Source organism: Sphingosinicella sp. CPCC 101087, from assembly GCF_004151485.1.
GTDB lineage: Bacteria > Pseudomonadota > Alphaproteobacteria > Sphingomonadales > Sphingomonadaceae > Allosphingosinicella.
In genome coordinates, this window is the sequence record NZ_SBFF01000014.1 from 22,365 (window position 1) to 46,584 (window position 24,220).

The following is a 24,220-nucleotide window of genomic DNA, read 5'->3' on the forward strand; positions in this document are numbered from 1 at the left end:
GGTCATGACCGATACTCGCTCCCGACGATTGCGCACCCTTGCCGACCTTCTTCGGAGCGGCACCCTGGCGAGCCAGGAGGAAGCGACCGAGCGGCTGCGCGCGCTCGGCTTCGCCGTTACCCAGGCGACGGTATCCCGCGATCTCGAGCAGCTCGGCGCGATCAAGGTGAAGCGGGGCGGCGTGCTCACCTATGCGCTCCCCGACCAGATGGCCGAGACCGACTGGACCGCCGGCCGGCTCGAGCGGATCCTCGGCGAATGGGTGCTGTCGATCGAGGCGGCGGGGCAGCTCCTCATCGTCAAGACGCCACCCGGCTCCGCCCATTTGGTCGCCTCGGCTATCGACCATGCCCAGCTGCCGGAGATTGCCGGCACCGTCTCGGGCGACGACACCCTCTTCCTTGCCGTCCGCGACGGCGTGGCCATTCCCACCCTCCTCTGCCGCTTCGAGCGGCTGATGGGCAAAGCGAAAGAAGTGTACGCATGAGTGACAAGCGCCGGGCCGAAGGCCCGAAGAAGGTGGTGCTCGCTTATTCCGGCGGCCTCGACACCTCCATCATCCTCAAATGGCTTCAGACCGAATATGGCGCGGAGGTCGTCACCTTCACCGCCGATCTGGGCCAGGGCGAGGAGGTCGAGCCGGCGCGGCGCAAGGCCGAGCTGCTCGGCATCAAGCCGGCCAACATCTTCATCGAGGACCTGCGCGAGGAATTCGTCCGCGACTATGTCTTCCCGATGTTTCGGGCGAACACCGTCTACGAGGGACAGTATCTGCTCGGCACGTCGATCGCGCGGCCGCTCATCGCCAAGCGGCAGATCGAGATTGCCCGCGCAGTCGGCGCCGATGCCGTCTGTCACGGCGCGACGGGCAAGGGCAACGACCAGGTCCGTTTCGAGCTCGGCTATTATGCGCTCGAGCCCGACATCAGGGTGATCGCGCCGTGGCGGGAGTGGACCTTCGCCAGCCGCGAGCAGCTGATCGACTTCGCCGAGAAGCACCAGATCCCGATCGCCAAGGACAAGAAGGGCGAGGCCCCCTTCTCCATCGACGCCAACCTCCTCCACTCCTCGTCGGAAGGAAAGGTGCTCGAGGATCCTTCGGTCGAGGCGCCGGAATATGTCCATCAGCGGACGATCTCTCCTGAGGAGGCGCCTGATCGGCCGACGGTGATCGAGATCGCCTTCGAGCAGGGCGATCCGGTCGCGATCGACGGCGAGCGCCTCTCGCCGGCGGACCTGCTCGCCCGCCTGAACCAGCTCGGCCACGATAACGGCATCGGCCGCCTCGATCTCGTCGAGAACCGCTTCGTCGGCATGAAGTCGCGCGGCGTCTACGAGACGCCCGGCGGGGCGATCCTGCTCGCCGCCCATCGCGGCATCGAGTCGATCACGCTGGACGGCGGCGCCATGCATCTCAAGGACGAGATCATGCCGCGCTACGCCAAGCTCATCTATAACGGCTTCTGGTTCTCTCCGGAGCGCGAGATGCTGCAGGCGCTGATCGACAGGAGCCAGGAATTCGTCACCGGCACGGTGCGGGTGAAGCTCTACAAGGGCAATGCCACGGTGATCGGCCGCGACAGCCCGTTCGCGCTCTACGACCAGGATCTGGTCACGTTCGAGGAGGGCAGCGGCAGCTACGACCAGCGCGACGCCGCCGGCTTTATCCGCCTGAACGCCCTCAGGCTGCGCATCGCGGCGACGCGGGCGCGAAGGGCGCAGGGCTGAGCGGCGAGACCGATCTCGACCGGCTTCTCGCCGGGCTCGAGCCGCGGCTCGACCGGGTCGAATATGGCTTCGAGCCGGTGGCGGAGCCGCCGTCGCTGGGCGGCGTCTTTGCCTTGATTCGGGAGGAGGAAGGGCTGACCGCGATCCGCCCCGGCTCCGGCTGGGCGCGGATCACGCTCGGCGTCCATTCCAGCCTTGAGGCGGTGGGGCTTACGGCGCGAATCGCGGGCGCCCTGGCCGAATCCGGGATCGCCGCGAACATCGTCGCCGGCTTGCGGCACGACCATCTGTTCGTGCCGTGGGGCCGACGGGAGGAGGCGCTGGCGGTGCTGGCTGGCCTTTCCCGCGCCGGCGCGCGATGAGGAAAAGCCTCATGAAGCTCGCCATCCTCGAGACCGGAACCCCGCCGGAGCCGCTCATCGCCCGCTTCGGCCGCTATCCGGCCATGTTCCAGCGCCTGCTCGGTGACGGCTTCAACTATGAGAGCTACGACGTGCCGGCCGGCGAGCTGCCGCCGGTGCCGCGCGGTCACGACGCCTATCTGATCACCGGCTCCCCTGCCGGCGTGTATGACGGCCTGCCCTGGATCGGCGAGCTCGCGGCCTTCCTGCGCGCGACGGACCGGCATGTGAAGGTGGTGGGCATTTGCTTCGGCCACCAGATCATGGCCGAGGCCTTTGGCGGCCATGTCGAGAAATCGGAGAAGGGCTGGGGCGTCGGCCTCCACACCTATCCGGTGGTCCGCCGAGAGCCGTGGATGGACGACGTGCCTGCGGTCGCGATCCCGGCCTCGCACCAGGACCAGGTGGTGATCCAGCCGCCGAAGACGCACGTCATCGCGTCATCCCTGTTCACGCCTTATGCCGGCCTGGCCTGGATCGACCGTCCGGCGATTTCCTTCCAGTTCCACCCGGAATTCTCGCCCGATTATGCGCGGGCGCTGATCGACGGCCGCCGCGACCGGATCGCCGACGCGGACCGGGCGATCGCCTCGCTCGACGGGCCGAACGACAATGCGCGCGTCGGCGAATGGATCGGGCGCTTCCTTGCCCGCTGAACCCTTGCCTCGCCGAAGGCGCGGACCTAGTCGGACCGGAACGGAGGAGATGCCATGAAGACGAGAGCCGCGATCGCCGTCGCCCCCAACCAGCCGCTGGAGATTCACGAGGTCGACCTCGACGGGCCGAAGGCGGGCGAGGTCCTGGTCGAGATCATGGCGACCGGTGTCTGCCACACCGACGCCTATACGCTCGAGGGCAAGGACAGCGAGGGCATCTTTCCCTCGATCCTCGGCCATGAGGGCGCCGGCATCGTCCGCGAGGTCGGCCCCGGCGTCACCTCGGTGGCGGTCGGCGACCATGTCATCCCGCTCTACACGCCGGAATGCCGGCAGTGCAAAAGCTGCCTGTCGCGCAAGACCAACCTGTGCACCCAGATCCGCGCGACCCAGGGCAAGGGCGTCATGCCAGACGGCACCAGCCGCTTCCGGCTCGGCGGCGAGACCATCTACCACTATATGGGCTGCTCGACCTTCTCCAACTTCACCGTCATGCCAGAGATCGCCGTCGCGAAGGTCCGCTCCGACGCGCCGTTCGACAAGATCTGCTATATCGGCTGCGGGGTCACGACCGGCGTCGGCGCGGTGATCTGGACGGCCGGCGTCGAGCCTGGCTCGAACGTCGTCGTCTTCGGCCTTGGCGGCATCGGGCTCAACGTCATCCAGGGCGCGAAGATGGTCGGGGCCGACAGGATCGTCGGCATCGACGTCAATCCCGGGAAGAGAGCGATGGCCGAGCAATTCGGCATGACCCACTTCATCAATCCGAACGAGGTGGGCCAGGACAAGCTCGTCCAGGCGATCCTCGACGTGACCGACGGCGGCGCCGACTACAGCTTCGACTGCACCGGCAATACCGACGTGATGCGCGCGGCGCTCGAATGCTGCCATCGCGGCTGGGGCGTCTCGACCATCATCGGCGTCGCCGAAGCGGGCCGCGAAATCTCGACCCGTCCGTTCCAGCTCGTCACCGGCCGGGTCTGGAAGGGTTCAGCCTTCGGCGGCGCGCGTGGCCGCACCGACGTGCCGCGGATCGTCGACTGGTACATGGATGGCAAGATCGAGATCGATCCACTGATCACGCATACGATGCCGCTGGAAGACATCAACAAGGCCTTCGACCTGATGCATGCAGGCGAAAGCATCAGGAGCGTCGTGGTCTATTGAGCATGAATCTCGATACGGTCTCCGTCACCCGCGCCCATGGCGGGACGCAGCATGTCGTGCGCCACGACAGTCGCGAGACCGGCACGCCGATGACCTTTTCGATCTACCTGCCGCCACAGGCGCAGGGCGGCACGAACTGTCCGGTCGTCTGGTACCTGTCCGGCCTTACCTGCACCCATGCCAACGTCACAGAGAAAGGCGAGTTTCGGCGCGCCTGCGCCGAGCTCGGCCTGATCTTCGTGGCACCGGACACGTCGCCGCGCGGGCCGGACGTGCCGGACGACGAAGCCTATGATTTCGGTCAGGGCGCGGGCTTCTATGTCGACGCGACGGAGCCGCCCTTCGCCGCGAACTTCCGGATGGAAAGCTATATCATCGCCGAACTGCCGGAGATCGTCGCTGCCGAGTTCCCGGCCGACATGGCGCGCCAGGCAATCACCGGGCATTCGATGGGCGGCCATGGCGCGCTCACCCTCGCACTCCGGCATCCCGGCCGCTACCGCAGCATCTCCGCCTTCGCGCCGATCGTCGCGCCGAGCCAGGTACCTTGGGGGGAGAAGGCGCTCGGCCGCTATCTCGGCTCCGATCGCGCGAAGTGGCGCAGCCATGATGCGGTCGCCTTGATCGAAGACGGCGCGCGCGTGCCCGAGCTGCTCGTGGACCAGGGCGAAGCCGACAACTTTCTCGCGCAGCAGCTGCAGCCGGAGCGGCTGGAGCGTGCCTGCATGCAGGCGGGCATAGAGCTCAGGCTGCGGATGCATCCCGGCTATGATCACAGTTACTATTTCATTTCGACGTTCATGGCCGACCATCTTCGCTGGCACGCCGAGCGGCTGGCGGCGGACTGAAGCGCCATGATGTCGGTGCCGACCGACGCGACAGGACGGCCGGAGGTCAGGGCTCCTGATATCCGGTGACACGCACCTCAAGCGGGAAAGTCGCCGGGTCGCGCGTGAACAGCAGGCCGATTTTCCGATCGCCGCGGCCGGGTATATAATCGATCGTCGCCCGGCTCGTCTCGACGGCCACATCTCCCTGCTTCAGTGCGCCTTCCACCTGAACGGCCGCCGCGGTGCTGTCGGAGAGGTTTCTCACGCCCACTTCCGCGACAAACCCGTCACCCGCCGGCACAAGCCGCTCCGTCTGGGCGACGAGGACGGACGGGCCCTCGTTCGCGCCAGTTGCCGCTTCCCAGCCGATGAAGCCGAGCAGGCCCAGCGCGACAAGGGCGCCGACGGCCGCCATCAGCCATTCGAGCAAAGACGTTGCCGCGGGGCGCTTTCTGTCGGCCATGTCCGTCCTACACGACCAGCCGGGCGATGGCTGCGCCGATCGATCCGGGAAAGGCAAGCACTGCTACCATCATCGCTATCTGCGGCAACCCGGCTCCCTGGGTGCGTCCGAACGTCCACAGAACGAAAAGGCTGACCGCGACCACGATCGCGTAGCCCGCCAGCGTGTAGTGCATCAGGACCGCCACGAAGCCCCCGGCTCCGCGTTCTTTCTGGCCCGAGAAGCCGACCGCATAGACCAGGAGGTCGAGCAGCAGGATCGACAGCAGGACCATGGCGACCCCATGCCAAGGCGTCATGCGATAGGCGATCAGCACCATCTCCTCGGTCGGCGCGACATTGAAGGACAGGAACAGGGCGCCGGCGAGCATGAGAAAAAGCTGGCCTCGATAGGTGCCGCGCCACCTTTCCGTCCCCTTCTCCTCCTCCGCCTGGCCCAGCGTCTTGTTGGCGATCATGGCCCCGAAGCTGGCCGGAACGGCCTGGACTGCAATTTTCCCGGTGACCTCGCTCGCAGGCATGCCGAACTCGACCACGCCGATCAGGAGGAGCACCGCGGCCGATGCGACCACGGCGACGGCATAAGCGGCAAAGGCATCGAGCACGTCCTCGAGCCGGCTATGGGTCTCCTGGAAACCGGCGACGCGCGACAGGCCGACCAGGACGACGAAATTGGCGAGCGCGAAGACCAGCAGTCGGATCCGGTCGAGATAGAATCCGAACCACCACATTTCCATCGTCATCAGCAACGGCAAGCTGAAGATCACCGCGCCCGCAAAGGCCCGCGCCAGCCCGACGGCATAGAGCCTGTCCTCACGTCCGATCCCCCGGACCGTGGAAGTGGACACCGGCCATACTCCTTCGTCGACGTTACGGCCTGGAAACGGTCGCCATCGAACGCAGGTTCCCCGCGAATAGCCGCCGGGCGGTCGAGGCACGCCGCGGCTGGAAAAGCGGGCCACCCGCCGCTAGCGCCGAATCGTGGATTTCATCGACTCCCTGATGGTGAAGATCGCGCTGATCGGCCTTCTCGGCATCGGCGCTCAATGGATCGCCTGGCGGACGGGAAAGCCGGCTATTGCGCTGATGATGATCGCGGGCCTGATCGCCGGGCCGGTCACGGGAATCATCGTCCCGGAGCGTGACTTCGGCGCGCTTATGGAGCCGATCGTCAAGCTGGCGGTCGCCGTCATCCTGTTCGACGGCGGCCTCAGCCTCAACTTCCGCGAACTGAAGCACAGCGGCGTCGCCGTCCTGATGCTCGTACTGGTGGGCGTTCCGGTCGGGTGGGCGCTCGGCACCGCGGCCGCTTATTACGGCGCGGGACTGCCGCTGCCGCTCGCCGCCTTGTTCGGCGGAATCATGGTCGTCACCGGTCCTACAGTGATCGGCCCGATGCTGCGCAGCCTCAATATCGGTCGACGTCCCGCACAGATCCTCAAATGGGAAGGTATCGTCAACGACCCAATCGGCGCTCTGCTCGCCGTCTTCATCTTCGCATGGATCACCTATACCGGTGAGAGCGTCAGCATGGCCGACATCGCGATCGAAGTCGTGCTCGCGACGGCCGCCGCCGCTTTGTTGGGCGCCGGTCTCGCTTTCCTCGTAACTTGGCTGTTTCCGCGCGGCTACGTGCCGGAATTCCTGAAGGCGCCCGTCCTGCTCGTCACCGTGATCGGCGGCTTCGTGGCGGCTGACATCATGTATCACGAAACCGGCCTGGTGACGGTCACGGTGATGGGCATCGTCGTCGCAAACCGACAGGTCTATGCGTTCGCCTCGCTGCGCCGGTTCAAGGAGGATCTCGGCGTCCTGCTCGTCTCCGGCGTATTCATCCTGCTCCCGGCGACCCTGGATTGGGAGACGATGCGCGCCTTCGAGCTTCGTTTCCTTCTCTTCCTGGCCCTGCTCCTGTTCGTCGTCCGACCCGTCACCGTCATGGTCAGTCTGCTCTTCACGCGGCTGCCCTGGAACGAGCGGCTGTTCATCGCCTGGATCGCGCCGCGGGGTGTCGTGGCGGTCGCGATTACGGGCCTGTTCGCTTTCCGGCTGTTCGAGCTCGGGGTCGAGGGCACCGAAGCGCTGGTGCCGCTGTCGTTCGCCGTCGTGATCGCCACTATCGTCGCGCACGGCTTCACGGCGCAGACCCTCGCGCGCCGGCTCGGATTGGACAGGGGTCCGGGGCTTGGCGTGCTGCTGGTCGGCGCTAACGGTTGGACGGTCGCGCTGGGCACCTTCCTGAAGGAGCTTGGAGTCCCAGTCACCGTTGCCGATACCAGCCGGCTGGCGCTTCGTCCGGCGGCCCGTGCGGGTCTCGAAACCTATCAGGGCGACATATTGAACGAAGTCACCCAGGACCATCTTGAGCTGTCGGATTACCAGCATCTGATCGCGGCCACCGAAAGCCCCACCCGAAACGCCCTCATCTGTACCGACCTGGGTCCGGAAATGGGCTATCATGCGGTTGCGCAGATCGGCGTCGACAGGGACCATCCGCCGCTACACGATCGCGGCCGGGTCCTGTTCGGCGAAGACGGCTCGATCGATGCCCTCCTCGCGCGGCAGGACGAAGGCTGGCAATTCCGCCGCACGCCTATCACCGAACAGTTCAGTCTCGCCGACAAGCGAGAGCGCATGCCGGCCGGGACGATGATGGCCGCGATATACAAGCCCGACGGCCGGCTGCGCTTTTTCGCAGCCGATTCCAGTCCGTCCGCGGAAGCGGGGGACGTGCTGATCACCTACGGCCCTCCGGAACGCTGATCGTCCCCCGGCCCGGTGCAGATTGGGCGCGCGGGGAACCGCGGGGCGCCCCGCGGTTTGCCCCGTCATGCTGTTCGAGAGCCTGGAATCCGTCGCTCGGGTCGTCGTCATGGCCCTGCTGGCTTATACCGCGCTGATCATCGTGCTGCGTCTCGCCGGCAAACGATCATTGGCAAAGCTCAATGCCTTCGATCTCGCCGTGACGGTGGCATTCGGCTCCGCGCTTTCGAGCATCATCCTCACGTCCGACATCCCCCTCGCGGACGGGCTGGCTGCCCTCATCTCCCTCGCTTTGCTTCAATTCTTCGTCGCCAAGGCCTCGGTGCGTTCCGCCCGCTTCGGCAGGATCATCCGCTCGACGCCCCGGCTGCTGGTGCGCGAGGGCCGCTGCCTGACGGAGGCCATGGCGCGCGAGCGAATCACCCGAGGCGAGCTCGAGGCCGCCATCCGCAATAGCGGGATCGGGCGGATCGAAGACGTCGCCGCCGTCGTGCTCGAGACGGACGGCAGCCTCAGCGTCATCCCGGCTGGGGGCGAAGGCGAGCTTACCGCCCTGCGCTCTGTGGCGTCGTGAAAAAGCAGAAAGGAAGGCGATGAGCGAAACGGGCATGGCTGGAATCATCGATGCCATCACCGTGGCGGTGGAGTTGGCCGGAATTCTCGTCATCATCGGCGGGGCGCTCGTCTCCGCGGGCCTGTTCGTCCAGGCGGCCCTACGAAATCCGCCGGGCGACGCCTATCGCTCCCTGAGATCCAATCTCGGCCGATCCATTCTCCTCGGACTCGAACTGCTGGTTGCGGCGGACATCATCAACACGGTGGCGATCGAGCCAAGCCTGGAGAGCGTCGTCGTGCTGGCCGTCATCGTGCTGATCCGCACCTTCCTCAGTTTCTCGCTCGAAGTGGAGATAGAGGGACGCTGGCCATGGGAGCGCAATGCGCGTGGGGCTTAGCGCCCGCCTTCTCGCGCCGGCTCAGAGCGAAGCGGCCCGCGCCGCCGGTGTCTCGAGCAAGGCGGATACCTCCTCCGCCGGCATCGCCTTTCCGAACAGGAATCCCTGGCCGGTGTTGCAGCCGTTGGCGCGCAGGAAGTCCGCCTGCCGAACTGTCTCCACGCCTTCGGCCACGACCTCGATATTCAGGCTTCGCCCGAGATTGAGAACGGCCAGGACGATTGCCGTGTCATCCGAATCCGGGGTCGCGCCGAGCCCGCGGATGAACGACTGATCGATCTTCAGCGCGTCGACCGCGAACTCCTTCAGGTGCGACAGCGAGGAGAAGCCGGTCCCGAAGTCGTCGAGCGCGACGCGCACCCGGCTGGCGCGCAGCACGCGTAGCGCGCGCGCCACATATTCCGAATTCTTGCCCTGGAAGATGGTCTTTTCGGTGATCTCGACCTCGACATGCTCGTGCGGGATTCGCGCCTTCGTCAGCCGGGCGAGCAATGACTCGGCGAAGTCGTCATTCCTGAATTCCGCAGCCGACGTGTTGATCGATACCCGTCCGAACGGCTTGCCGCCGTCGAGCCAGCGCCGCATGTCCGCAAAGACCTGCTCCTGCATCCGCTCGCCGACCTGGCGCGCGAGCGCGACGTCGCCGAAGGCCTCGGCAATCGTGGCCGGCATCTGAATTCCGCGCGCGGGGTGGCGCCACCGCAGCAGCGCCTCGAACCCGGAGACCGCGCCGGTGCGCAGGTCGACCTGGGGCTGGTAGAAGGGAAGGATCAGGTCTTCCCGGAGAGCGTCTCGCGCCAGGTTCAGCATCGACAGCCGGTCCTGCAGCTCGGAACGCATCGCCGGCGCGAACATGGTGATGCCGCCGCGGCGCGACAGCTTCGCGGAATAAAGCGCCAGATCGGCATTCTTCATCAACTCGTCCGGCGAACCGCCTTGATCGGGGAAGAGCGCCGCGCCGACGCTGGCCCGGCAATCGAGCGAATGGCCGAGATAGTTGAACGGCTCCTGCAGCGCCTGCAGGATCGGCGTCAGCACCGCCGCCGGCGCATCGGCCCCGTCGATCTGACGAAGGATGACCGCGAACTCGTCGCCGCCCAGCCGGGCGACCGTGTCGGCCGGGTTGACAGCCTTGCGCAGCCGCTCGGCGAAGACGCGCAGCAAGGCGTCGCCGGCATCGTGGCCGCGCTCGTCATTCACTTCCTTGAAGTGATCGATATCGAGGATCAGCAGCCCGACGCGCTCACCATCGGCGCGCGCCTGCCGAAGCGCCTCCTGAAGCTGCTCCTGAAAGAAGCGGCGATTTGGCAACCCGGTCATCGCGTCGTGGCCGGCGGCCCAGCGGGCGCGCTCGGCGCTGCGCCGCTGCTCGGTCACGTCGCGCGAGATGGCGAGCAGAGCGGTCGGCGCTCCCGAATCGCCGCGCACCGGCGTCACCGCGACGTCCCACCACTTTTCGCTGCCGTCGGTCGCCCGGTTGCAGCCGGTGAATCGGCCGACGCCGCCTTCCTGGGCCTGGGCAACCGCGGCCTTCAGCGATGCCTGCACCTGCACCGGCCAGCAATCCGCCCAAGGCCGGCCTTCGAGGCTGGCAAAGTCTTCCACGCCGGCCGCGGCGAGGCCGTGGCGGTTCATGAAGGTCGTCCGACCGTTCGCGTCGAGCAGCGTGATTCCGTCGGCGCTCGCTTCGATGATGCTGAGATTGAGCGCCTCGCCGGCGCGCGCCGCTTCCTCGGCCTGCCGCCGCTCGGTGATGTCCATGTGGGCGCCGAGCGCACCCACCATGCGCCCGGAGCCGTCGCGCAGGTAGCGGGTGCGATTCAGCATCCACCGGACCTCGCCGTCGCTCGCCCGAATGACCCGGAACTCCATCTCCAGCGATTCGTCGCACGAGCTCGTGGCGGCTCGGCTCTCGGCGGCAACCCGTTGGCGATCCTCGGGGTGAATCAGCGCGAGATAGGCCTCCTCGGGGAGCTCCCGCGTCTCCTCGGACAGGCCGAGATTGCGGTAATATTGGCGGGAGCCGATCGTCACCAGGTCCGGCCCGACATGGTAGCTGCCGATATGCGCGGCCTCCTGCACCAGGCGCAAATGGGCTTCGCTGGCCTGGAGCTTCTGCTCGGCTTCCTTGCGCTCGGTGTCGTCGAAGACGAGGCCGACGACGCGCGGCGACTCACCCGAATCCGCCGGGACGGGGTGGCTGAGCGTCCGCAGCCAGCGAACCGTTCCATTCTGCTCGCGCAGCCGGAACTCGAACGCGCGCGGTGCCGGCGCCGATCCCGCGTCCGCAAACAATAGCGGCGGCCTGGCCGCGTCCTCCGGATTGACCAGCTCGAGCCAGTCGCGGTGCGTCAGCTTGCCGTCATGGCTGTCGGGCAGGCCGTAGATCCGCACGGCCTCGGGCGACAGCCGCACCGAATAATCCTCGAGGCTGAGCTCGAACGTCCCGGCTTCGGCGCCCTGCAGCGCCATGCGAAGCATGTCGAGCGCGCGGATGCGCTGCTCGTCCACCTGGCGGCGGCGCGTCGTGTCCACCACGACAACGATCGAGGAATCGATCTCGCCGTCGTCCCCCCGGACGAACGAGACCTGGATGTCGCACCAGACCACCGAACCGTCGGGGCGCAGGTAACGCCGTTCGGTGGAATAAGGCGTCCCATATTTGGCATGCTGATCATGCATGCGCGCCGCCTTCTCGGCGTCGTCGGGATGCCAGAGCTGAGAGATTGGCAGTCGCACCAGTTCCTGCGCGCTGCGCCCCAGAATGCTGCACAGGCCGCGATTGACCTGGATAGTCCGGCCGCTTCGGTCGCGATGGAGGATACCGACCAGCGCCTGGTCGAAGACGGTGGAAAGCCGAGCCTTGCCGGTGCGCAACGCGCTTTCGATAAGGCGGGCCTCGGTCCTGTCCTGGATGAAGCCTTCCAGCACCATCCCTTCCGGTCCTCGCTCGACGACGACGCCCTGCTCGGCGACCCAGCGTGTCCCGCCGTCGCGATGCCGGATCCGGTAGTCGAGCGAGAATCGCTCGCCCGCCGCCGTGTCGGCACCCAGCTTGTCGGCAATGCCGGAGAGATCGTCCGGATGGACGAGGTCCGCCCAGAACAGCCGCTGCGCGAGGAAGTCTTCCGGCGGATAGCCGGTGATCGCCTCGACCGCGTCGCTGATATAGCACATCCTCCAGGGAAGCTTGGCCTCGCAGCGATAGACGATGCCAGGCAGCTGGCTGACAAGGGCGGACAGCCCCGCCGGCCCCTCCGCCGTCCCGGTGGCGCTGGGTTCGTCGATTCCGCTGCTTCCTCGCGCGCGATCGACCTTCGGGCCGGCGACGGCACGATTCGGCAGGGCCTGTTTTTCGCTCTCTTGCACCGATGCGTACCGTGAAGCCGATGAACCGCTTTGTCGCCCCGCGCCGGTTACGGCCGCGTTAAGAAGGGGTTGCGCTCTCCCTGGACTGGAGGGCCCGGCAATCCGGATATGCACCGGAACGGCGCCGGGCCCGGCACGTTTTTCGGGCGAGGGCGCACGCCATGCGCTTCCAAGCAGGAGGTGCTCATGGACAGAATCGAAAACTCCCTTCGCCGGCCCGCTTTCGCGGCCGCGCTCGCCACGGTCCTGCTCGCCGCCGCCTGCGCCACACCCACCCCCTATCAGCCGATCGGCTCAGGCCACGGCGCCGGCGGCTACGCCGAGCAGCGCATCGAGGCAAATCGCTTCCGCGTCTCGTTCACCGGCAATTCGCTGACGTCGCGCGAGCGGGTCGAGAACTATCTGCTCTTTCGCGCGGCGGAGCTGACGGTGGAGCAGGGTTATGACGGCTTCACCGTTGTCCAGCGCGAGACCGAGCGCGACGTCGATACGCGGGTGGTTCCGGTCGGCCCGAGCCCTTACCATTTCTGGCGGCCCTATTGGCGCTGGTACGGCCGTCCGTTCGGCTGGCGATCCTGGGATCCGTGGCTGAACGATCCGTTCTGGGCCAACGACGTGGATGTCCGGCAGGTCGAGCGCTACGAGGCTTTTGCCGAGATCGTCATGTTCCGCGGGTCCCGCCCGGGCGATCCGAACAGTTTTGACGCCCGCCGAGTGATGGCCAATCTCGGCCCGACGATCGAGGTCCCGCGCTGATCGCCGGGATGCTTAAGCGGCGCAGCTCGGCGACGATTGCCGCCGGAGGTGCCGGGTTCCTGGGCTGCATGAAATCGGGGTCCGCCATCGCCGTCGATGCCTCGCCTCGCGACGACATGCGAGTCGGTAGCGCTTCTCGCCCGCTCCACCACCACCTCCTCCTCCGCACGTCGCTGATGATAATCCCGGTCATCGGCCGACATGAACTTCCTCCCCGTCCTCCAGAAGACAGCCGGTCAGTTCCTCCCCCGCTCCCGGTGCCGGTACCGGCCATTCGGCACGCGGATTTTCCGACGTCTTGCGGTCGGCCGCCGAATCAGGCCGCCCACTCCAGTGACGTCTTGCCGCGAAGAAGCCCCAGCGCGTCCGCCACCGTGGCGCAGCCGATCGCTTCTTCCTCAGATATGGTGATATCGAACGCTTCCTCGAACCGCATGGTGAGCTCGACTAGGTCGAGGGAATCGGCGCCGAGATCGTCCTGGAACGCCGCCGCATCGACGACGCGCTCGACCCCGACGGCCAACTCCTCGGGGATCAGTGCGCGGGCGTCGGCCTCCTCCATACACAATCCCAATGCTGCGTTGCAGCATAGGCAACGCCACCGCCGCGCCGGCGTCAAGCCGATTCGGCGCGAGGTGAAGATTTCGCCCGCCGCCCGTGGCTCGACCGCATGGCCGCGTTTGCGCGGTTCAGCGACGCGCTCCCTGCTAGCGCCGGATCCAGCGCTGGAGCTCCGAGGATTACGGCAGTGATGAAGCAGGCTGGTCGAATGTTGGGCGCGAATGGGATGAAGACTTCCCTGATAACGATGGCGACCCGTTCTGACAGACGCGCTCTCGAGCGTGGATCAACCAAGAAGGAGTTCATCGAGCCTCTTTCGGCCGAATGTTGTGAAGTGCCCTAAGCGCAGCGTGCGGATTGCGGAGCCCACGACTTATTATAGAATTTCGGCACCTGAACTGCATGCTGACGGTCAGTTTTGCAACAACGGTGCCGAGTGACTGTTTCTCAAATCCGGATCCGCCCGCCCCAGCCGACGTTGTCGCGCGGCGACCGCAGAGCAGTCAGGCAGCCGCCTTCTCCAGCAGCTCGATCCGCTCCGAACATACAGCGTGAATGACGCGCCCAAGCTCCTCGACCCGCTCACCGAGCCAGGCTAGCTCCTCCTCGCTGATCCGGTAGTGCTTCGAATAGCGCGCCTTGACGTAGGCTTCCTTCAGCTTTTCGAACATGGCGCGCTCGCGGCGGCCGTCGTTCGGCCAGACGTAGACCAGCCGCCGGTCGATCCGCTCAGCCTGCGTCCGTAAGAATGCGAGGTTATGCACGTGCGGCGTGTAGAAGGTGCAGACGAGAAGAACGCAGTGGTAGAGGCGCTCAGCTGCCTGGTGGAGGTTGAACGCTGCCTCGGCATGGTTGCCACGCTCGATCAGGAACTGCGCTGAGGCGTGGAATGCGTCCGCACTTGGAAACCACTTTGCCCAGTACTCCTTAGCCATAGCGAGCGCCTGCTCCGCCGTCTTCGGCTTGGGCGTATGCAGCCCGCTATCGTCGCTCTGGTAAAGCGGGATCCCCTCGCGGGCGACGTCCATGAAGAAATAGCGCCCGTGCGCCAGCCCGTCATTCACCTCCTGCAGCGTGTGCACGATGAAGTTGACCGGGGTGCGCAGTGTCTTCGTGATCGCCAGCTCTCGGATCAGCCGGTCCTCGGCTTTCGCCCAATACTGCACCCGGTCGACCAGCCGCCGGTCGTTGACGATGATTAGCAGGTCGAAATCCGATTGGTAGCCCTTGGCGGTGTGCGGTTCGTCGACCCAGCCGCCACGTGCATAGGAGCCGTAGAGTATGACCTTGAGGATACGGCCCTTCTTCTTCCAGTCCTGAGTAGCGAGCCCGATCGCGTCCTCAAACTCCTCGAACAGGATCTGGACCACGCGCTCAAGCTCGCGCTGCTTGGCCGGGGGTAGATGGTCGAGGTTAGTTCGCATCGGCATCGATCCTAGCTTCCATGACAAACAAAGCCAGCCTCGCTGGCGATCCTCGGCGAGGCCAGTACTGAGGTTCACCAGGGCCGCAGCCCGCCGTGCGGCCGCGGGCCAAATAGAGGACCGGCGGGCGATGTGGCGCTAGACCTCTTTGGAGGTGAGGCGGGTGCGGCGGGCGATCTCGGCATAGTGCATGTCGTCCAGCCGGTGGCCCATGGAGATTTCGCGGGTGAGCCGGAGCATGCGGCGCATGATAGCCCCCGTGCGCTCGAGCAGCTCCTGCTGGTCGTAATCGGGAGTGCTCATCTCGTGGCTTCCCTCTCGGCCGCCGCGAAGGGGAGCAGATAGTCTGCCGCCTTGCTGGCGAGACTAGCGGCCCGAAAGATCGCCTTCTCATCCTCGCGCGACACCTGAAGCCACGCACCCTCACAATTGGCATGGCGCACGGTCGGCTGGCCGCTTCCATGAACTTGGCGTTGACTGCGCTTTTCTGCTCGGCGTCCCGCTGGCGGATATAGGCCGGGCGTCCGGATCGAGCGATTGCCACAGCTGCGCTTTGTCCGTGGGCCAGGAGTCGGAAAGGCCGGCTCCGGCGGGCTGGTCCGCTTCGTCCTCGGCCTCGGCGGACTCGTCCGCCGAAGCGTCGGCGAAGGCGGATGCCTCGTGGCCTTCCTCATCCTCGTCCCGGCTCTCCGCGCCGGGCTGCACCCCTTCATCCTCCGGGGCGCTCTCCGATGCGTAGTTCTGTACCGGACCGCGATCCGGCATCCCTTGTGCGGCGTCACCCGCGAAGCGCCCGCTTCCATCGCGGCGGCGCGTGGGCGGCGCCTCCTGGCCGAGCTCGACCTTGAAGGCCAAGGCGGCCGCCGAGAGCGCCTCGCCGGTGGACGCGAATCCACCTTTTGCTGGGCTCGCGCCCTGGGCAGTGTCGGTCATCATGTCTTCCTTTCGGGAATTCCTCCCCGGCCTTTTCCGGGGAGGGGTAAACTTCATTGGGGGGGTCGCCTCGGCCCCCATCGCCGCCCCAGCGAAGGCTGGGGCCCAAGCGGACTCCACACGAATGCAGGCTGTAGGTCATCCTGAACGACGCCAGGGCGGCACCGAAGGGCCAAAGTGGTGTCGGGACGCCGCCGGCGTCGAACCTCAGTTCACCAGGCGGATGCCCAGGAACACCGCCAGCGCATAGAGCGGCGCGATCATCCCGATCAGTCTCAAGACCCTGGCTTCGCACATGGGGCACGTCTCCCGAAGGACGACCGATTATCCCCTCGTCCCGCTTACGGGAGGCTTAACGCGGGCGACGCAGACTCCGCCTTTTTCGGCATTCCGGCACCTTTCATTCGCCTCCCGTCGGACTTCCGGACGAAATCGGAGACAAGCATCCCCGGGCGGCGGAACTGTTTCGGCGTCGAAAGAGTCTTCTCCGCGGCTGGAACGGCCGAAGCGGAGGAGGAGAATAATGGGTATCATCATCATCCTGATCGTCGGCGCATTGGTTGGCTGGGTCGCCGGCATGATCATGCGCACCGGTGGGGGAATCTTGTTCGACATCGTGATCGGAATCGTGGGAGCGCTGATCGCGGGATTCCTGTTCGGCGGCGGCGCGTCGATCCTGAACGCCCCGCTCAACCTCACGTCGATCCTCTATTCCTTGATCGGAGCGATCATCCTGCTCGCCCTCTACAAGTTGGTCATGCGCGGCCGGGTCTAGGATCTGTCCGCCTGCACCATCGCGTCATATGGCGAAGGCCGGTATCCAGGATCAGGGGGACCTTAAGCGGTCTATCCCTGCAAGCGCAGGATCCCGCCTTCGCCAGCATGAGAAGCGATTCGATCAAATCAGGTCCAACTCCACGGCCTGCTCGGAGCCTGGCCACGGTGCTGGTTTGACGCTTGCTTCAGCAAAGCGACCTGGCGTGGCACCCCTTGAACGGGACCGCCTGATACTTGCGGCGGTGCTGCGCTCGAACATCCCACGGGAGCAAATCGTCCCCTTCAGTTGGCCCTCACTTCCCGCTCATCCTGAGTAGCGGCTGAGTTCATCGAAGCCGCGCATCGAAAAGCCCGCCTTACCGCCGCCGGATCATGGCTCGCGCCGCTGTGCAGCCATGTTGCCAGCGCTCCTTGTCCTCTTGCGGCCTGTTGCCGATTCTGAAAGGGTAGGCCGACGCACGGGATTCAGTTGTTCCGCATCTCTGGTAGAACGAGCGCCTTGCACTTGTCGGCAAATTCCTCCCGCAGAGCCGGTGGAGCAACCGGAAAGCTGCTCGTTTGCTCTTCATAAGTTGCGGTGATTGCAGACCCATCTTTGAACGCGTCTAGAAAGCTATCGCTGATAGGGAATGCGAATGAGAAAGCCGTTTGATCTCCGATCATCCGCAAATCGGGGTCATCCGCTCGCTCGACCGTACCAAGTCTCACCGACAGAGTTGGCTGCGGCCACTGCTGAGCAGCATCAAATCCCCTGATCTGAATATTGGTTTGTGTGCCTTCGCAAGTCATCACCAAACGAGGGCGGCCCTGCTCATGATAAGAGATAGCAGGCCGGCTTTCCGTCATTCCGGCGGTCCCCCACCGGGCTGATGCTCCATCCTCAGCACTCATCGAGGCGAAGAATCCAACGACAAGAACAATGCTCATGTTGCCCTCCATGAGGAGCGAAGGTTCGCGTCTGCTCTCATCGTAGCTACTGCCAAAGGTGACGGGCCGCTAGCCACCCCGAGCGAACATTCGGCAGGCGGGATCCTCCCATTCGCGCGCCCCTCACCTTCCCCGCCTCACCGCCGTGAGATCATGGCTCGCCGCTGAGTGCAGCCAAGTCTTCAGCCGCTCCATCGCGTCGACCGCGCGCCACAGATTCTCGCGCTCTTCGGGGCTGCGCGCGCGCTTCCACGCCTGCATGAGGTCCGCCTCGACCGAGGCGAAGACTTAGCGAACGCTGTGATCGACCACGGCCGAGCAGCCGTCGAGCACCGGCAGATCGTCCATCCGCCCGTAATAATAGTTGATCGCCTTGGTCTACTCGTCGGCGATCTCGCTGTTGAAATTGCCGATCGCCCGGCTCTCCTGCGCCGCCAGCAGCGCGGCCAGTTCGCTGTCGTCCATGAACATCCCCGAAATGATCCTCTCTTCCCTGCGGGAGAGGGTGAAAGAGAAGGGCGGGCCGGAGGGCGGCGCCACTGGCCCGACTGTCGCCAGCGCAGGTGCGCAGTCGCCGGGGCGCAAGGTCGTCCGCGCCATACCCGGTCGTGCCGGCGGAACTCGCCTGAATCGTTTTCGTACGGGCGGCCTAGCTCCGCCTGCTCATCGGGCCGCCTCCCGCACAGGCAGCGCCTCAGCGCCGGGCGACGCAGGGAGCGTCACCACGCCGTGCGAGATCAATGCTTCTCGAGGTTCGGCGCCCCTGTCAGACCGCGCCTCCGTACGGTCGGCCGCGTCGCGGTGGATAAACGGGAAACCACAAGATCCTCCCATTCGGCCTTCTCGTCCGAGACTCTGAACGCCCGGTTGAGGAGAAAGCGCGCGCGCTCCTTCGGGCGGAACGCAAATTTCCCCCGCGTGAGCTCGCGGGTCGCGGCGATCCGGTCGCGCCGCATATGAAACGCCGTCCGCCAGAACATGTAGGCGAGCATCGCGATCGTCGAGAATGCCATAAAATAGATCATGGTCGGGCCAACGTATCAGCCGCAGGTAATTTCCGGCCAGCGCAGCTTTTTTCGCTCGCCCCTTGATCAGCCACCCACTGCACTTCCCGCTTCGGCTTTCGCATTACCGGCGGCCGCCGATACTCACCGCCACATCGCAGCGCGCCTCCTCCTCGCCCGATCGGACAGGCGAGCTCATCGGAACCACATTGCTCATATTGGGCCTTTCTTGACTCGGGCGAGGACGCCCGGTCGCGTCGAACGGAACCGCGGAAATCGCGGCTGATCGAGATCATGCCCGCCCGGCGCGCAGCGCCGACCGCCTGCGGCCAAGGGACCGATGCGTGCTGCGGTCGGATGCGGTCCGGGCGGGCACCGCGCGCGAGAGGGGACCGCGCGCGGCAAGTGGAAGTGGAGTGGGATTCAGCGGCCATGAAAAAGCCCGCAGCCGGGGCGGCGGGCGCAATTCACACCTTTACTATTTCGGTAGGACTAGAACATATCATGAACATCGCCAAGCGGAATTAGCTTTGCCAATGCGACGCTCACGCGCCAACACGGTGCAATTTCGCGCGGGGTGATCGGGAGAACGGCTCTCGCCCCCGGGGAGTCGGTCGGGGAGCTTGCATGGATCGCCTCATCGTCGCGGCAGGTGCCCTGCTGGGAGGTTCGGCCGTGACCCTCGGCGCCTTCGGCGCCCATGCGCTGGAGGGCGCCTTCACGCCTGAGCAGGCCGGTTGGTGGGAAATGGCGGTGCACTACCAGATGTGGCACGCTCTAGGCCTGCTTTTCGTGGGCGCGCTGCCGCTCGCCCGTATGCGGCTTCCCGCCTGGTGCCTCGGCTTGGGCGCCGCCATCTTCTCCGGCACGCTCTATTTGATGGCCCTAGGACTACCGCGCTGGCTCGGCGCGGTGACGCCGCTGGGCGGTGCGCTGATGATTGCCGGTTGGATGATCCTCGCATGGTCCGCGCTTCGACGTCGAGATCCCGACAGCCGCCGCTAGCCATCGGCGGTCACCTGCAAGAAGTCTTTCTCGGGCGGCTGAATGCCCCGTATTCTGGCGAGACCGGCTCGGGTGACGCCTGTGCGACGATCGGTCGGTTGCTGCTCGGCGCAGCCTCGTCTCGCGTCGGCGGAAGAGGCAGGCAAGCCGGAAAAGAAGAGACCCCGGGAAAGGGTTCCGGGGCCCAGGTTGCTTGCCAGCTGCGGGAGTTCAATTGGCCCGACTCCCTTCAACGGACGATATCAGCCGCGAGCGGGGCTGTACAGCGCGAGCGGCTCTTCGCGATCGCTTCGCGCCGGCTGGTCCGGAGCGGGACGTTTTCGACCGGGCGCTGCCTCGGCAACGGCTCGTCTGTGCCGCTCCGCCTTATTAGAAGGATTCAGGAAATTGCCTGACGCATGGCGAACAGCGGCAGGTAGTTATCGCGCCGTTCATCCTCGGTGCGAACGCTTTGTAGGTTGGTCCGGCGCCAAAACGCGCGGACCGCGTGGAGCATCGAACATGACCGGACATCATCACGAATCGTCGGAAGCGCGGCCGGGAGCGGCGACGGCCGGGATGGACGAGTGCCTGGCGGCGCGACCCGGTTCGGCGGTCCTGCGCGTGGGCGTGCTCGTTCGCCACGGCGCACGTCAGCTCTGCCTCATCCGCAGGCTCTCTCGCCGCGGCCTGATGGTACGCCTCTTCTCTGACGTAGAGCTCGGCGAGACGGTCGTGATCGAGCTGAGCGAGCAACGGCGACTCACCGGCCGGATCGCTTCCTGCACCGACGGCAATGCGGTCATCCGCTTCGACCTGCCCGCTGATCTCGACGGGATCTCGATGCCGAGGACTCCAGCGCCGGGGGCGCGCAAGAGCGTCATTCGCGAGGTCGATCGCCTCGCGATGATCCGCGCCGGCTCGGATATTTCCTTCGCCTCGACGCGCCATATCTCGCAGGGCGGCGTTCGGGTCGTCTGCGAACGGCCCCTCGCGAACGGCACGCCGGTCGTCCTGACGCTGGAGGGCTTTCGCCCGCTCCAGGGCATGGTGCGCTGGAATCGCGGCGACTGCTGCACGATCAGCTTCGACCGGATGATTCCGCCAGGCGAACTCGACCGCTGGCTCGCTTCCTGATTCGCGCAAATTACCGGGCGGTCGCCGACAGGCCTTCTTGAGCCTTCCTCGATAGCCTTTCGGCCGGACTAGCGATTTCCGGCCCATATAGAATCGCTCGGCTCGGAAATGGCGGCCGACCGGAGACTTTGAAACGATTGATCCGAGGCCATCGCTTCAGCCCGTCGGGCCTGGCTGACGTGGGATATTCTCGAACGCTCGGTCCACCCGTCGTTGCGGCGGCCGGGGCCACGCCTTGACCAGCTTTGCGATCTTCCCGACGTCCGCCGTCGCCGCCATTCTCGTTATGTCGACCCTGTAACGGGCGCTCCTCGAGATGGTGGAGGAGTTCGGACCGCGCGAACTGGCTGCACGGCATCAGTCGCCGCGCGATCGGCTCACCAGCGGCGTCGACCCCGTTTGCCCAGAGCGGCGCGTTAACTTTTCGTTAACGGTTTCCCATCAGGAGTTGAGGCTACCGAGCGGGGGCATGGTCCGCGAGGTCCAGATGAGCATTGAACAGCCTTGCGAGGCAACCGATCCGGCCGTGGGGGACGCGCGGTCGAAAGCAGGGCGCTTTCCTGTCGCAACGGGGCGAGCCACGTCCGTCCGCGATTATGAGGAGGAGCTGCGCCGACAGGAAGACCTGCATCGGCTCGCCTGCGAAGCGGGCCGGACCGGATCCTGGTATGTCTCCCTCGAAAGCATGGAATGCACGCTTTCCCCGATGGCGGCGGCTTTGCTTGGGCTGCCGGCGCAGGCATTCACTCTCCCGGCCGAAACCTGGCGCGCCCGGATCGGCTCGGCACACCTTGCCGGCCTCGAAGAGGCGGTCCGCGCCAGCGCAGCCGACGGCAGGCCGTTCGAGTTCGAGTTCATGGTCACCCGTAGCGACTCGCGCGAGTTGTGGCTTCACCTCCGCGGGGAGGTCGTCACGGACGTTTCGGGCCGTCCGTCGCGCGTCCATGGAGCACTCGTCGACCTTACCGAGCAGAAGCGCGCCAAGGACGAGCTGGAGCGGCTGAACGAAACCCTGGAGCTCCGCGTCGCGGAGCGAACCGCCGCCTTGCTCGAGACTCAGGAGGCATTGCGTCAGGCTCAGAAGGTGGAAGCGATGGGCCAGTTGACCGGCGGCATCGCCCATGACTTCAACAACCTCTTGACCCCGATCCTCGCCAACCTGGACCTGCTCCGCCACAGCGCTACCAGCGAGCGGGACCGGCGACTCATCGAGGGGGCGCTTCGCTCCGCTGGAAGCGCCCAGGCCTTGGTGCAGCGCCTGCTGGCTTTTGCGCGACGCCAGGCGCTGGAGCCTACCCGAGTAGAGCTTCCCGCATTGATCGAAGACTTGGCCGAGCTGGTCTCGCGCACCCTGGGGCCGAGGATCCAAATCGCTCTCGATCTGGCGCCCGGGCTCCAGCCCGCCCTCGCCGATCGAAACCAGCTCGAGATGGCCATCCTCAACCTCAGCGTTAACGCGCGCGATGCCATGCCCGAAGGCGGCACTCTGACCATAAGTGCCGCCAATGAAATTGCGGGACCGGGCCATGAGGCGCGGCTGCCCCCCGGCGGCTATGTTCGCCTGTCGATCGTCGACACGGGCTTCGGCATGGACGAGAAGGTCCTGCGGCGCGCTGTCGAGCCCTTCTTTTCGACCAAGGGAGTCGGCAAGGGTACCGGTCTTGGCCTGTCGATGGTGGACGGGCTCGCCTCGCAGATGGGCGGTGCCTTCTCGCTGAGGAGCGAACCGGGAAGCGGCACCGCTGCCACCTTGTGGCTGCCGATCTGGGTCGGCCCTGCCCGTACCGACGCCTCGCCGCGGCCGGCTGCCCCGGCGTTCGCACACGAAGGCGTCGCTTTGCTCGTCGACGATCACGATCTCGTCCGCGCAAGCACCGCCGAAATGCTGGGCGATCTCGGCTATCGGGTCGTCGAGGCGGGCTCGGGCGAGGAAGCCATCCAGCTTATCGACGGCGGTCTGCACGCTGACCTGATGGTCACGGATCATCTCATGCCGGGAATTAGCGGCGCCCAACTCGCGGATTTGGCACGATCGCGCCTTCCCGGGCTCCCGGTGCTCCTCGTGACGGGTTTTACAAGGCCTGACGGCGTTCCGGCCGATCTGCCCTGTCTGACCAAGCCCTTCCGAAAGGCCGTGCTGGCCGAGCGCATAGCGAGGTTGCGCAGGCCGGCGATCCAGCCCGCCCACTGACGACGAGGTAGACGCTCGCAGGGGAAGTTCACGGCCGCGCACAGGATGCTTTTTCGGGCGCGATAGCGGTCGCTTGGCGGATCGGAGGAACCAAGCCGTCGCCGCTTCTGTTCACCGAAAAGCCCGCCGGTAGAAGGTTTCTCGCATGAATACTCCATCGTCCCGCAGACAAATTGTCGTCGTCACCGGCGGAAGCGCCGGAATCGGGCGGGCCACGGTGCGCGAATACGCCCGCCACGGCGCGGACGTGGCGATTATCGCTCGCGGCCGCGAGCGGATCGACGCCGCGTGCCGCGAGGTGGAGGAAGCCGGCGGCCGGGCGCTCGGGATCTCGGCAGACGTGGCCGACACCGCCGCGGTGGAGGACGCTGCAGAGCGGATCGAGCGCGAGCTCGGCCCGGTCGACATCTGGATCAACAACGCCTTCGCCGGGATCTTCTCCACCTTCATGGACATGACCCCCGAGGAATATCGGCGGATCACCGATGTGACCTACTTCGGACAGGTCAACGGCACGCGTGCAGCTTTGAAGCATATGCTTCCCCGCGACCGCGGTACGATCGTCCTGGTCGGATCGGCGCTGGCCTATCGCGGCATCCCGCTCCAGAGCGCCTATTGCGGCGCCAAGCATGCGACCCAGGGGTTCCTCGATTCGGTCCGCCCGGAGCTCATTCACCGCGCCAGCAGGGTCCGCCTGTGCATGGTGCAGCTTCCGGCCGTGAACACGCCTCAGTTCGATTGGGCGCGCGTCCATATCGCGAACCGCCCCCGCCCGGCCGGCAAGATCTATCAGCCCGAAGTCGCGGCGCGAGCGATCCGTTTCGCCGCCGGCTCCGGACGAAAGGAAGTCTGGGTCGGCCGCACGACCGTGGAAGCGATCGTGGGCGATCGGCTCGCGTCGCCGCTGCTCGACCTGTATCTCGCGCGGAGCGGGATTTCTGGGCAGAGCACGCAGGAGTCCGTCGACCCCGATCGCCGTGACAACCTGTTCGATCCCGTGCCGGGCGATCCCGGCGCACACGGCCGGTTCGACGAGGTGGCGGCGGCGTCCAGCCTTCAGATGACGCTCAACCGGAACCGGAACCTGGTTGCGGCCGCCGCGGCCGCAACGGCAGCTGGCGCCGCCTGGCTGGTTCGCCGGAGACGCGCCCGGACCCGATTGGCGATGGACGGGCCGCCTCCGGGCCGCTGAAGACG

25 protein-coding genes are annotated in these 24,220 nt (G+C 66.1%); 15 read left to right on the forward strand and 10 right to left on the reverse strand.

Annotation, left to right across the window (positions count from 1 at the left end; translation table 11 throughout):
• Positions 1–4: 4 nt before the first annotated feature.
• Genes EKM57_RS19495 through fghA form a run of 6 tightly spaced genes read left to right on the forward strand, consistent with a single transcriptional unit; the run spans position 5 to position 4,800 of the window.
• On the forward strand, positions 5–487 hold the full coding sequence (locus EKM57_RS19495) for an arginine repressor (RefSeq protein ID WP_129794208.1): 483 nt from the start codon (positions 5–7) through the stop codon (positions 485–487).
• The gene (locus EKM57_RS19500; protein ID WP_129794209.1) at positions 484–1,728 is read left to right on the forward strand and encodes an argininosuccinate synthase; all 1,245 of its coding nucleotides are present in this window, start codon (positions 484–486) and stop codon (positions 1,726–1,728) included. The genes EKM57_RS19495 and EKM57_RS19500 overlap by 4 nt, the downstream gene beginning before the upstream one ends.
• Complete coding sequence (locus EKM57_RS19505) at positions 1,725–2,090, forward strand: ACT domain-containing protein (RefSeq protein WP_129794210.1); 366 nt, start codon at positions 1,725–1,727, stop codon at positions 2,088–2,090. Before EKM57_RS19500 ends, EKM57_RS19505 begins: the two co-directional genes overlap by 4 nt.
• An 11-nt stretch (positions 2,091–2,101) precedes the next feature.
• Positions 2,102–2,785 carry a type 1 glutamine amidotransferase gene (locus EKM57_RS19510; RefSeq protein ID WP_129794211.1) on the forward strand — a complete coding sequence of 228 codons (684 nt, stop codon included), beginning with the start codon at positions 2,102–2,104 and terminating at the stop codon, positions 2,783–2,785.
• A gap of 54 nt (positions 2,786–2,839) precedes the next feature.
• Entirely contained in the window at positions 2,840–3,952 is a 1,113-nt protein-coding gene (locus EKM57_RS19515; RefSeq protein ID WP_129794212.1) for an S-(hydroxymethyl)glutathione dehydrogenase/class III alcohol dehydrogenase, read from the forward strand.
• A gap of 2 nt (positions 3,953–3,954) precedes the next feature.
• Complete coding sequence (gene fghA, locus EKM57_RS19520; protein ID WP_129794353.1) at positions 3,955–4,800, forward strand: S-formylglutathione hydrolase; 846 nt, start codon at positions 3,955–3,957, stop codon at positions 4,798–4,800.
• Between the two features lie 46 nt (positions 4,801–4,846).
• On the opposite strand, the gene EKM57_RS19525 is transcribed toward fghA, so the two are convergent.
• Together EKM57_RS19525 and EKM57_RS19530 are read right to left on the reverse strand one after the other, a co-directional pair.
• Positions 4,847–5,245: a hypothetical protein gene (locus EKM57_RS19525; protein ID WP_129794213.1), complete on the reverse strand. Its 399-nt coding sequence runs from the start codon at positions 5,243–5,245 to the stop codon at positions 4,847–4,849.
• A gap of 7 nt (positions 5,246–5,252) precedes the next feature.
• A complete protein-coding gene (locus tag EKM57_RS19530; protein WP_129794214.1) occupies positions 5,253–6,092 on the reverse strand; it encodes a TIGR02587 family membrane protein in 840 nt (279 codons plus the stop codon).
• Positions 6,093–6,225: 133 nt separating this feature from the next.
• Here EKM57_RS19530 and EKM57_RS19535 point away from each other — a divergent pair, with 133 nt between their 5' ends.
• The 3 genes from EKM57_RS19535 to EKM57_RS19545 all read left to right on the forward strand — a co-directional run bounded on the left by EKM57_RS19535 (position 6,226) and on the right by EKM57_RS19545 (position 8,960).
• Positions 6,226–8,007 carry a cation:proton antiporter gene (locus EKM57_RS19535; protein WP_371414159.1) on the forward strand — a complete coding sequence of 594 codons (1,782 nt, stop codon included), beginning with the start codon at positions 6,226–6,228 and terminating at the stop codon, positions 8,005–8,007.
• Positions 8,008–8,074: 67 nt separating this feature from the next.
• Positions 8,075–8,581 (forward strand): DUF421 domain-containing protein, encoded by a 507-nt coding sequence (locus EKM57_RS19540; protein ID WP_129794215.1) that lies wholly within the window; start codon positions 8,075–8,077, stop codon positions 8,579–8,581.
• Between the two features lie 19 nt (positions 8,582–8,600).
• Positions 8,601–8,960 (forward strand): DUF1622 domain-containing protein, encoded by a 360-nt coding sequence (locus EKM57_RS19545; protein WP_206185510.1) that lies wholly within the window; start codon positions 8,601–8,603, stop codon positions 8,958–8,960.
• Between the two features lie 21 nt (positions 8,961–8,981).
• Here the strand turns inward: EKM57_RS19545 and EKM57_RS19550 are convergent, their stop codons facing one another.
• Entirely contained in the window at positions 8,982–12,329 is a 3,348-nt protein-coding gene (locus EKM57_RS19550) for a PAS domain-containing protein (RefSeq protein WP_129794216.1), read from the reverse strand.
• 186 nt (positions 12,330–12,515) lie between these two features.
• Here EKM57_RS19550 and EKM57_RS19555 point away from each other — a divergent pair, with 186 nt between their 5' ends.
• Positions 12,516–13,085 carry a hypothetical protein gene (locus EKM57_RS19555; RefSeq protein ID WP_129794217.1) on the forward strand — a complete coding sequence of 190 codons (570 nt, stop codon included), beginning with the start codon at positions 12,516–12,518 and terminating at the stop codon, positions 13,083–13,085.
• A 316-nt stretch (positions 13,086–13,401) separates the two neighbouring features.
• Here the strand turns inward: EKM57_RS19555 and EKM57_RS19560 are convergent, their stop codons facing one another.
• From EKM57_RS19560 to EKM57_RS19570, 4 genes are all read right to left on the reverse strand, one after another.
• Positions 13,402–13,647: an acyl carrier protein gene (locus tag EKM57_RS19560; protein WP_129794218.1), complete on the reverse strand. Its 246-nt coding sequence runs from the start codon at positions 13,645–13,647 to the stop codon at positions 13,402–13,404.
• Between the two features lie 502 nt (positions 13,648–14,149).
• On the reverse strand, positions 14,150–15,070 hold the full coding sequence (locus tag EKM57_RS19565) for a nucleotidyltransferase and HEPN domain-containing protein (RefSeq protein ID WP_129794219.1): 921 nt from the start codon (positions 15,068–15,070) through the stop codon (positions 14,150–14,152).
• A gap of 138 nt (positions 15,071–15,208) precedes the next feature.
• A complete protein-coding gene (locus EKM57_RS22015; protein WP_165357565.1) occupies positions 15,209–15,373 on the reverse strand; it encodes a hypothetical protein in 165 nt (54 codons plus the stop codon).
• A gap of 120 nt (positions 15,374–15,493) precedes the next feature.
• Positions 15,494–16,003, reverse strand: coding sequence for a hypothetical protein (locus EKM57_RS19570; RefSeq protein WP_129794220.1), 510 nt, complete (start codon positions 16,001–16,003; stop codon positions 15,494–15,496).
• Positions 16,004–16,526: 523 nt separating this feature from the next.
• Here EKM57_RS19570 and EKM57_RS19575 point away from each other — a divergent pair.
• Positions 16,527–16,778: a GlsB/YeaQ/YmgE family stress response membrane protein gene (locus EKM57_RS19575; protein ID WP_129794221.1), complete on the forward strand. Its 252-nt coding sequence runs from the start codon at positions 16,527–16,529 to the stop codon at positions 16,776–16,778.
• A 467-nt stretch (positions 16,779–17,245) separates the two neighbouring features.
• On the opposite strand, the gene EKM57_RS19580 is transcribed toward EKM57_RS19575, so the two are convergent.
• The 3 genes from EKM57_RS19580 to EKM57_RS19585 all read right to left on the reverse strand — a co-directional run bounded on the left by EKM57_RS19580 (position 17,246) and on the right by EKM57_RS19585 (position 18,720).
• The gene (locus tag EKM57_RS19580; RefSeq protein ID WP_129794222.1) at positions 17,246–17,707 is read right to left on the reverse strand and encodes a hypothetical protein; all 462 of its coding nucleotides are present in this window, start codon (positions 17,705–17,707) and stop codon (positions 17,246–17,248) included.
• 123 nt (positions 17,708–17,830) lie between these two features.
• Positions 17,831–17,968 (reverse strand): hypothetical protein, encoded by a 138-nt coding sequence (locus EKM57_RS22020; protein ID WP_165357566.1) that lies wholly within the window; start codon positions 17,966–17,968, stop codon positions 17,831–17,833.
• Between the two features lie 476 nt (positions 17,969–18,444).
• A complete protein-coding gene (locus EKM57_RS19585; protein ID WP_129794223.1) occupies positions 18,445–18,720 on the reverse strand; it encodes a hypothetical protein in 276 nt (91 codons plus the stop codon).
• A 618-nt stretch (positions 18,721–19,338) separates the two neighbouring features.
• On the opposite strand from EKM57_RS19585, the gene EKM57_RS19590 reads away from it, so the two are divergent.
• From EKM57_RS19590 to EKM57_RS19605, 4 genes are all read left to right on the forward strand, one after another.
• On the forward strand, positions 19,339–19,716 hold the full coding sequence (locus EKM57_RS19590; protein WP_129794224.1) for a DUF423 domain-containing protein: 378 nt from the start codon (positions 19,339–19,341) through the stop codon (positions 19,714–19,716).
• 501 nt (positions 19,717–20,217) lie between these two features.
• Positions 20,218–20,832 carry a PilZ domain-containing protein gene (locus EKM57_RS22025; protein WP_165357567.1) on the forward strand — a complete coding sequence of 205 codons (615 nt, stop codon included), beginning with the start codon at positions 20,218–20,220 and terminating at the stop codon, positions 20,830–20,832.
• 487 nt (positions 20,833–21,319) lie between these two features.
• Positions 21,320–23,023: a PAS domain-containing sensor histidine kinase gene (locus EKM57_RS19600; RefSeq protein ID WP_206185511.1), complete on the forward strand. Its 1,704-nt coding sequence runs from the start codon at positions 21,320–21,322 to the stop codon at positions 23,021–23,023.
• 145 nt (positions 23,024–23,168) lie between these two features.
• Positions 23,169–24,215, forward strand: a complete 1,047-nt coding sequence (locus tag EKM57_RS19605) for an SDR family oxidoreductase (protein WP_129794227.1) — start codon at positions 23,169–23,171, stop codon at positions 24,213–24,215.
• The last annotated feature ends 5 nt before the right edge of the window (positions 24,216–24,220 follow it).

Excerpts from the sequence above, each read along its gene's own strand:
- fghA (WP_129794353.1), top strand. The coding sequence starts at position 3,955 with ATGAATCTCGATACGGTCTCCGTCACCCGCGCCCATGGCGGGACGCAG.
- EKM57_RS19590 (WP_129794224.1), top strand. The coding sequence starts at position 19,339 with ATGGATCGCCTCATCGTCGCGGCAGGTGCCCTGCTGGGAGGTTCGGCC.
- EKM57_RS19560 (WP_129794218.1), bottom strand. The coding sequence starts at position 13,647 with ATGGAGGAGGCCGACGCCCGCGCACTGATCCCCGAGGAGTTGGCCGTC.
- EKM57_RS19575 (WP_129794221.1), top strand. The coding sequence starts at position 16,527 with ATGGGTATCATCATCATCCTGATCGTCGGCGCATTGGTTGGCTGGGTC.
- EKM57_RS22025 (WP_165357567.1), top strand. The coding sequence starts at position 20,218 with ATGACCGGACATCATCACGAATCGTCGGAAGCGCGGCCGGGAGCGGCG.
- EKM57_RS19510 (WP_129794211.1), top strand. The coding sequence starts at position 2,102 with ATGAAGCTCGCCATCCTCGAGACCGGAACCCCGCCGGAGCCGCTCATC.
- EKM57_RS19605 (WP_129794227.1), top strand. The coding sequence starts at position 23,169 with ATGAATACTCCATCGTCCCGCAGACAAATTGTCGTCGTCACCGGCGGA.
- EKM57_RS19525 (WP_129794213.1), bottom strand. The coding sequence starts at position 5,245 with ATGGCCGACAGAAAGCGCCCCGCGGCAACGTCTTTGCTCGAATGGCTG.
- EKM57_RS19570 (WP_129794220.1), bottom strand. The coding sequence starts at position 16,003 with ATGACCGACACTGCCCAGGGCGCGAGCCCAGCAAAAGGTGGATTCGCG.
- EKM57_RS19555 (WP_129794217.1), top strand. The coding sequence starts at position 12,516 with ATGGACAGAATCGAAAACTCCCTTCGCCGGCCCGCTTTCGCGGCCGCG.
- EKM57_RS22020 (WP_165357566.1), bottom strand. The coding sequence starts at position 17,968 with ATGCAGGCGTGGAAGCGCGCGCGCAGCCCCGAAGAGCGCGAGAATCTG.
- EKM57_RS19515 (WP_129794212.1), top strand. The coding sequence starts at position 2,840 with ATGAAGACGAGAGCCGCGATCGCCGTCGCCCCCAACCAGCCGCTGGAG.
- EKM57_RS19580 (WP_129794222.1), bottom strand. The coding sequence starts at position 17,707 with ATGAGCATTGTTCTTGTCGTTGGATTCTTCGCCTCGATGAGTGCTGAG.
- EKM57_RS19545 (WP_206185510.1), top strand. The coding sequence starts at position 8,601 with ATGAGCGAAACGGGCATGGCTGGAATCATCGATGCCATCACCGTGGCG.
- EKM57_RS19500 (WP_129794209.1), top strand. The coding sequence starts at position 484 with ATGAGTGACAAGCGCCGGGCCGAAGGCCCGAAGAAGGTGGTGCTCGCT.
- EKM57_RS19600 (WP_206185511.1), top strand. The coding sequence starts at position 21,320 with ATGAGCATTGAACAGCCTTGCGAGGCAACCGATCCGGCCGTGGGGGAC.
- EKM57_RS19495 (WP_129794208.1), top strand. The coding sequence starts at position 5 with ATGACCGATACTCGCTCCCGACGATTGCGCACCCTTGCCGACCTTCTT.
- EKM57_RS22015 (WP_165357565.1), bottom strand. The coding sequence starts at position 15,373 with ATGAGCACTCCCGATTACGACCAGCAGGAGCTGCTCGAGCGCACGGGG.
- EKM57_RS19540 (WP_129794215.1), top strand. The coding sequence starts at position 8,075 with ATGCTGTTCGAGAGCCTGGAATCCGTCGCTCGGGTCGTCGTCATGGCC.
- EKM57_RS19565 (WP_129794219.1), bottom strand. The coding sequence starts at position 15,070 with ATGCGAACTAACCTCGACCATCTACCCCCGGCCAAGCAGCGCGAGCTT.
- EKM57_RS19585 (WP_129794223.1), bottom strand. The coding sequence starts at position 18,720 with ATGGCATTCTCGACGATCGCGATGCTCGCCTACATGTTCTGGCGGACG.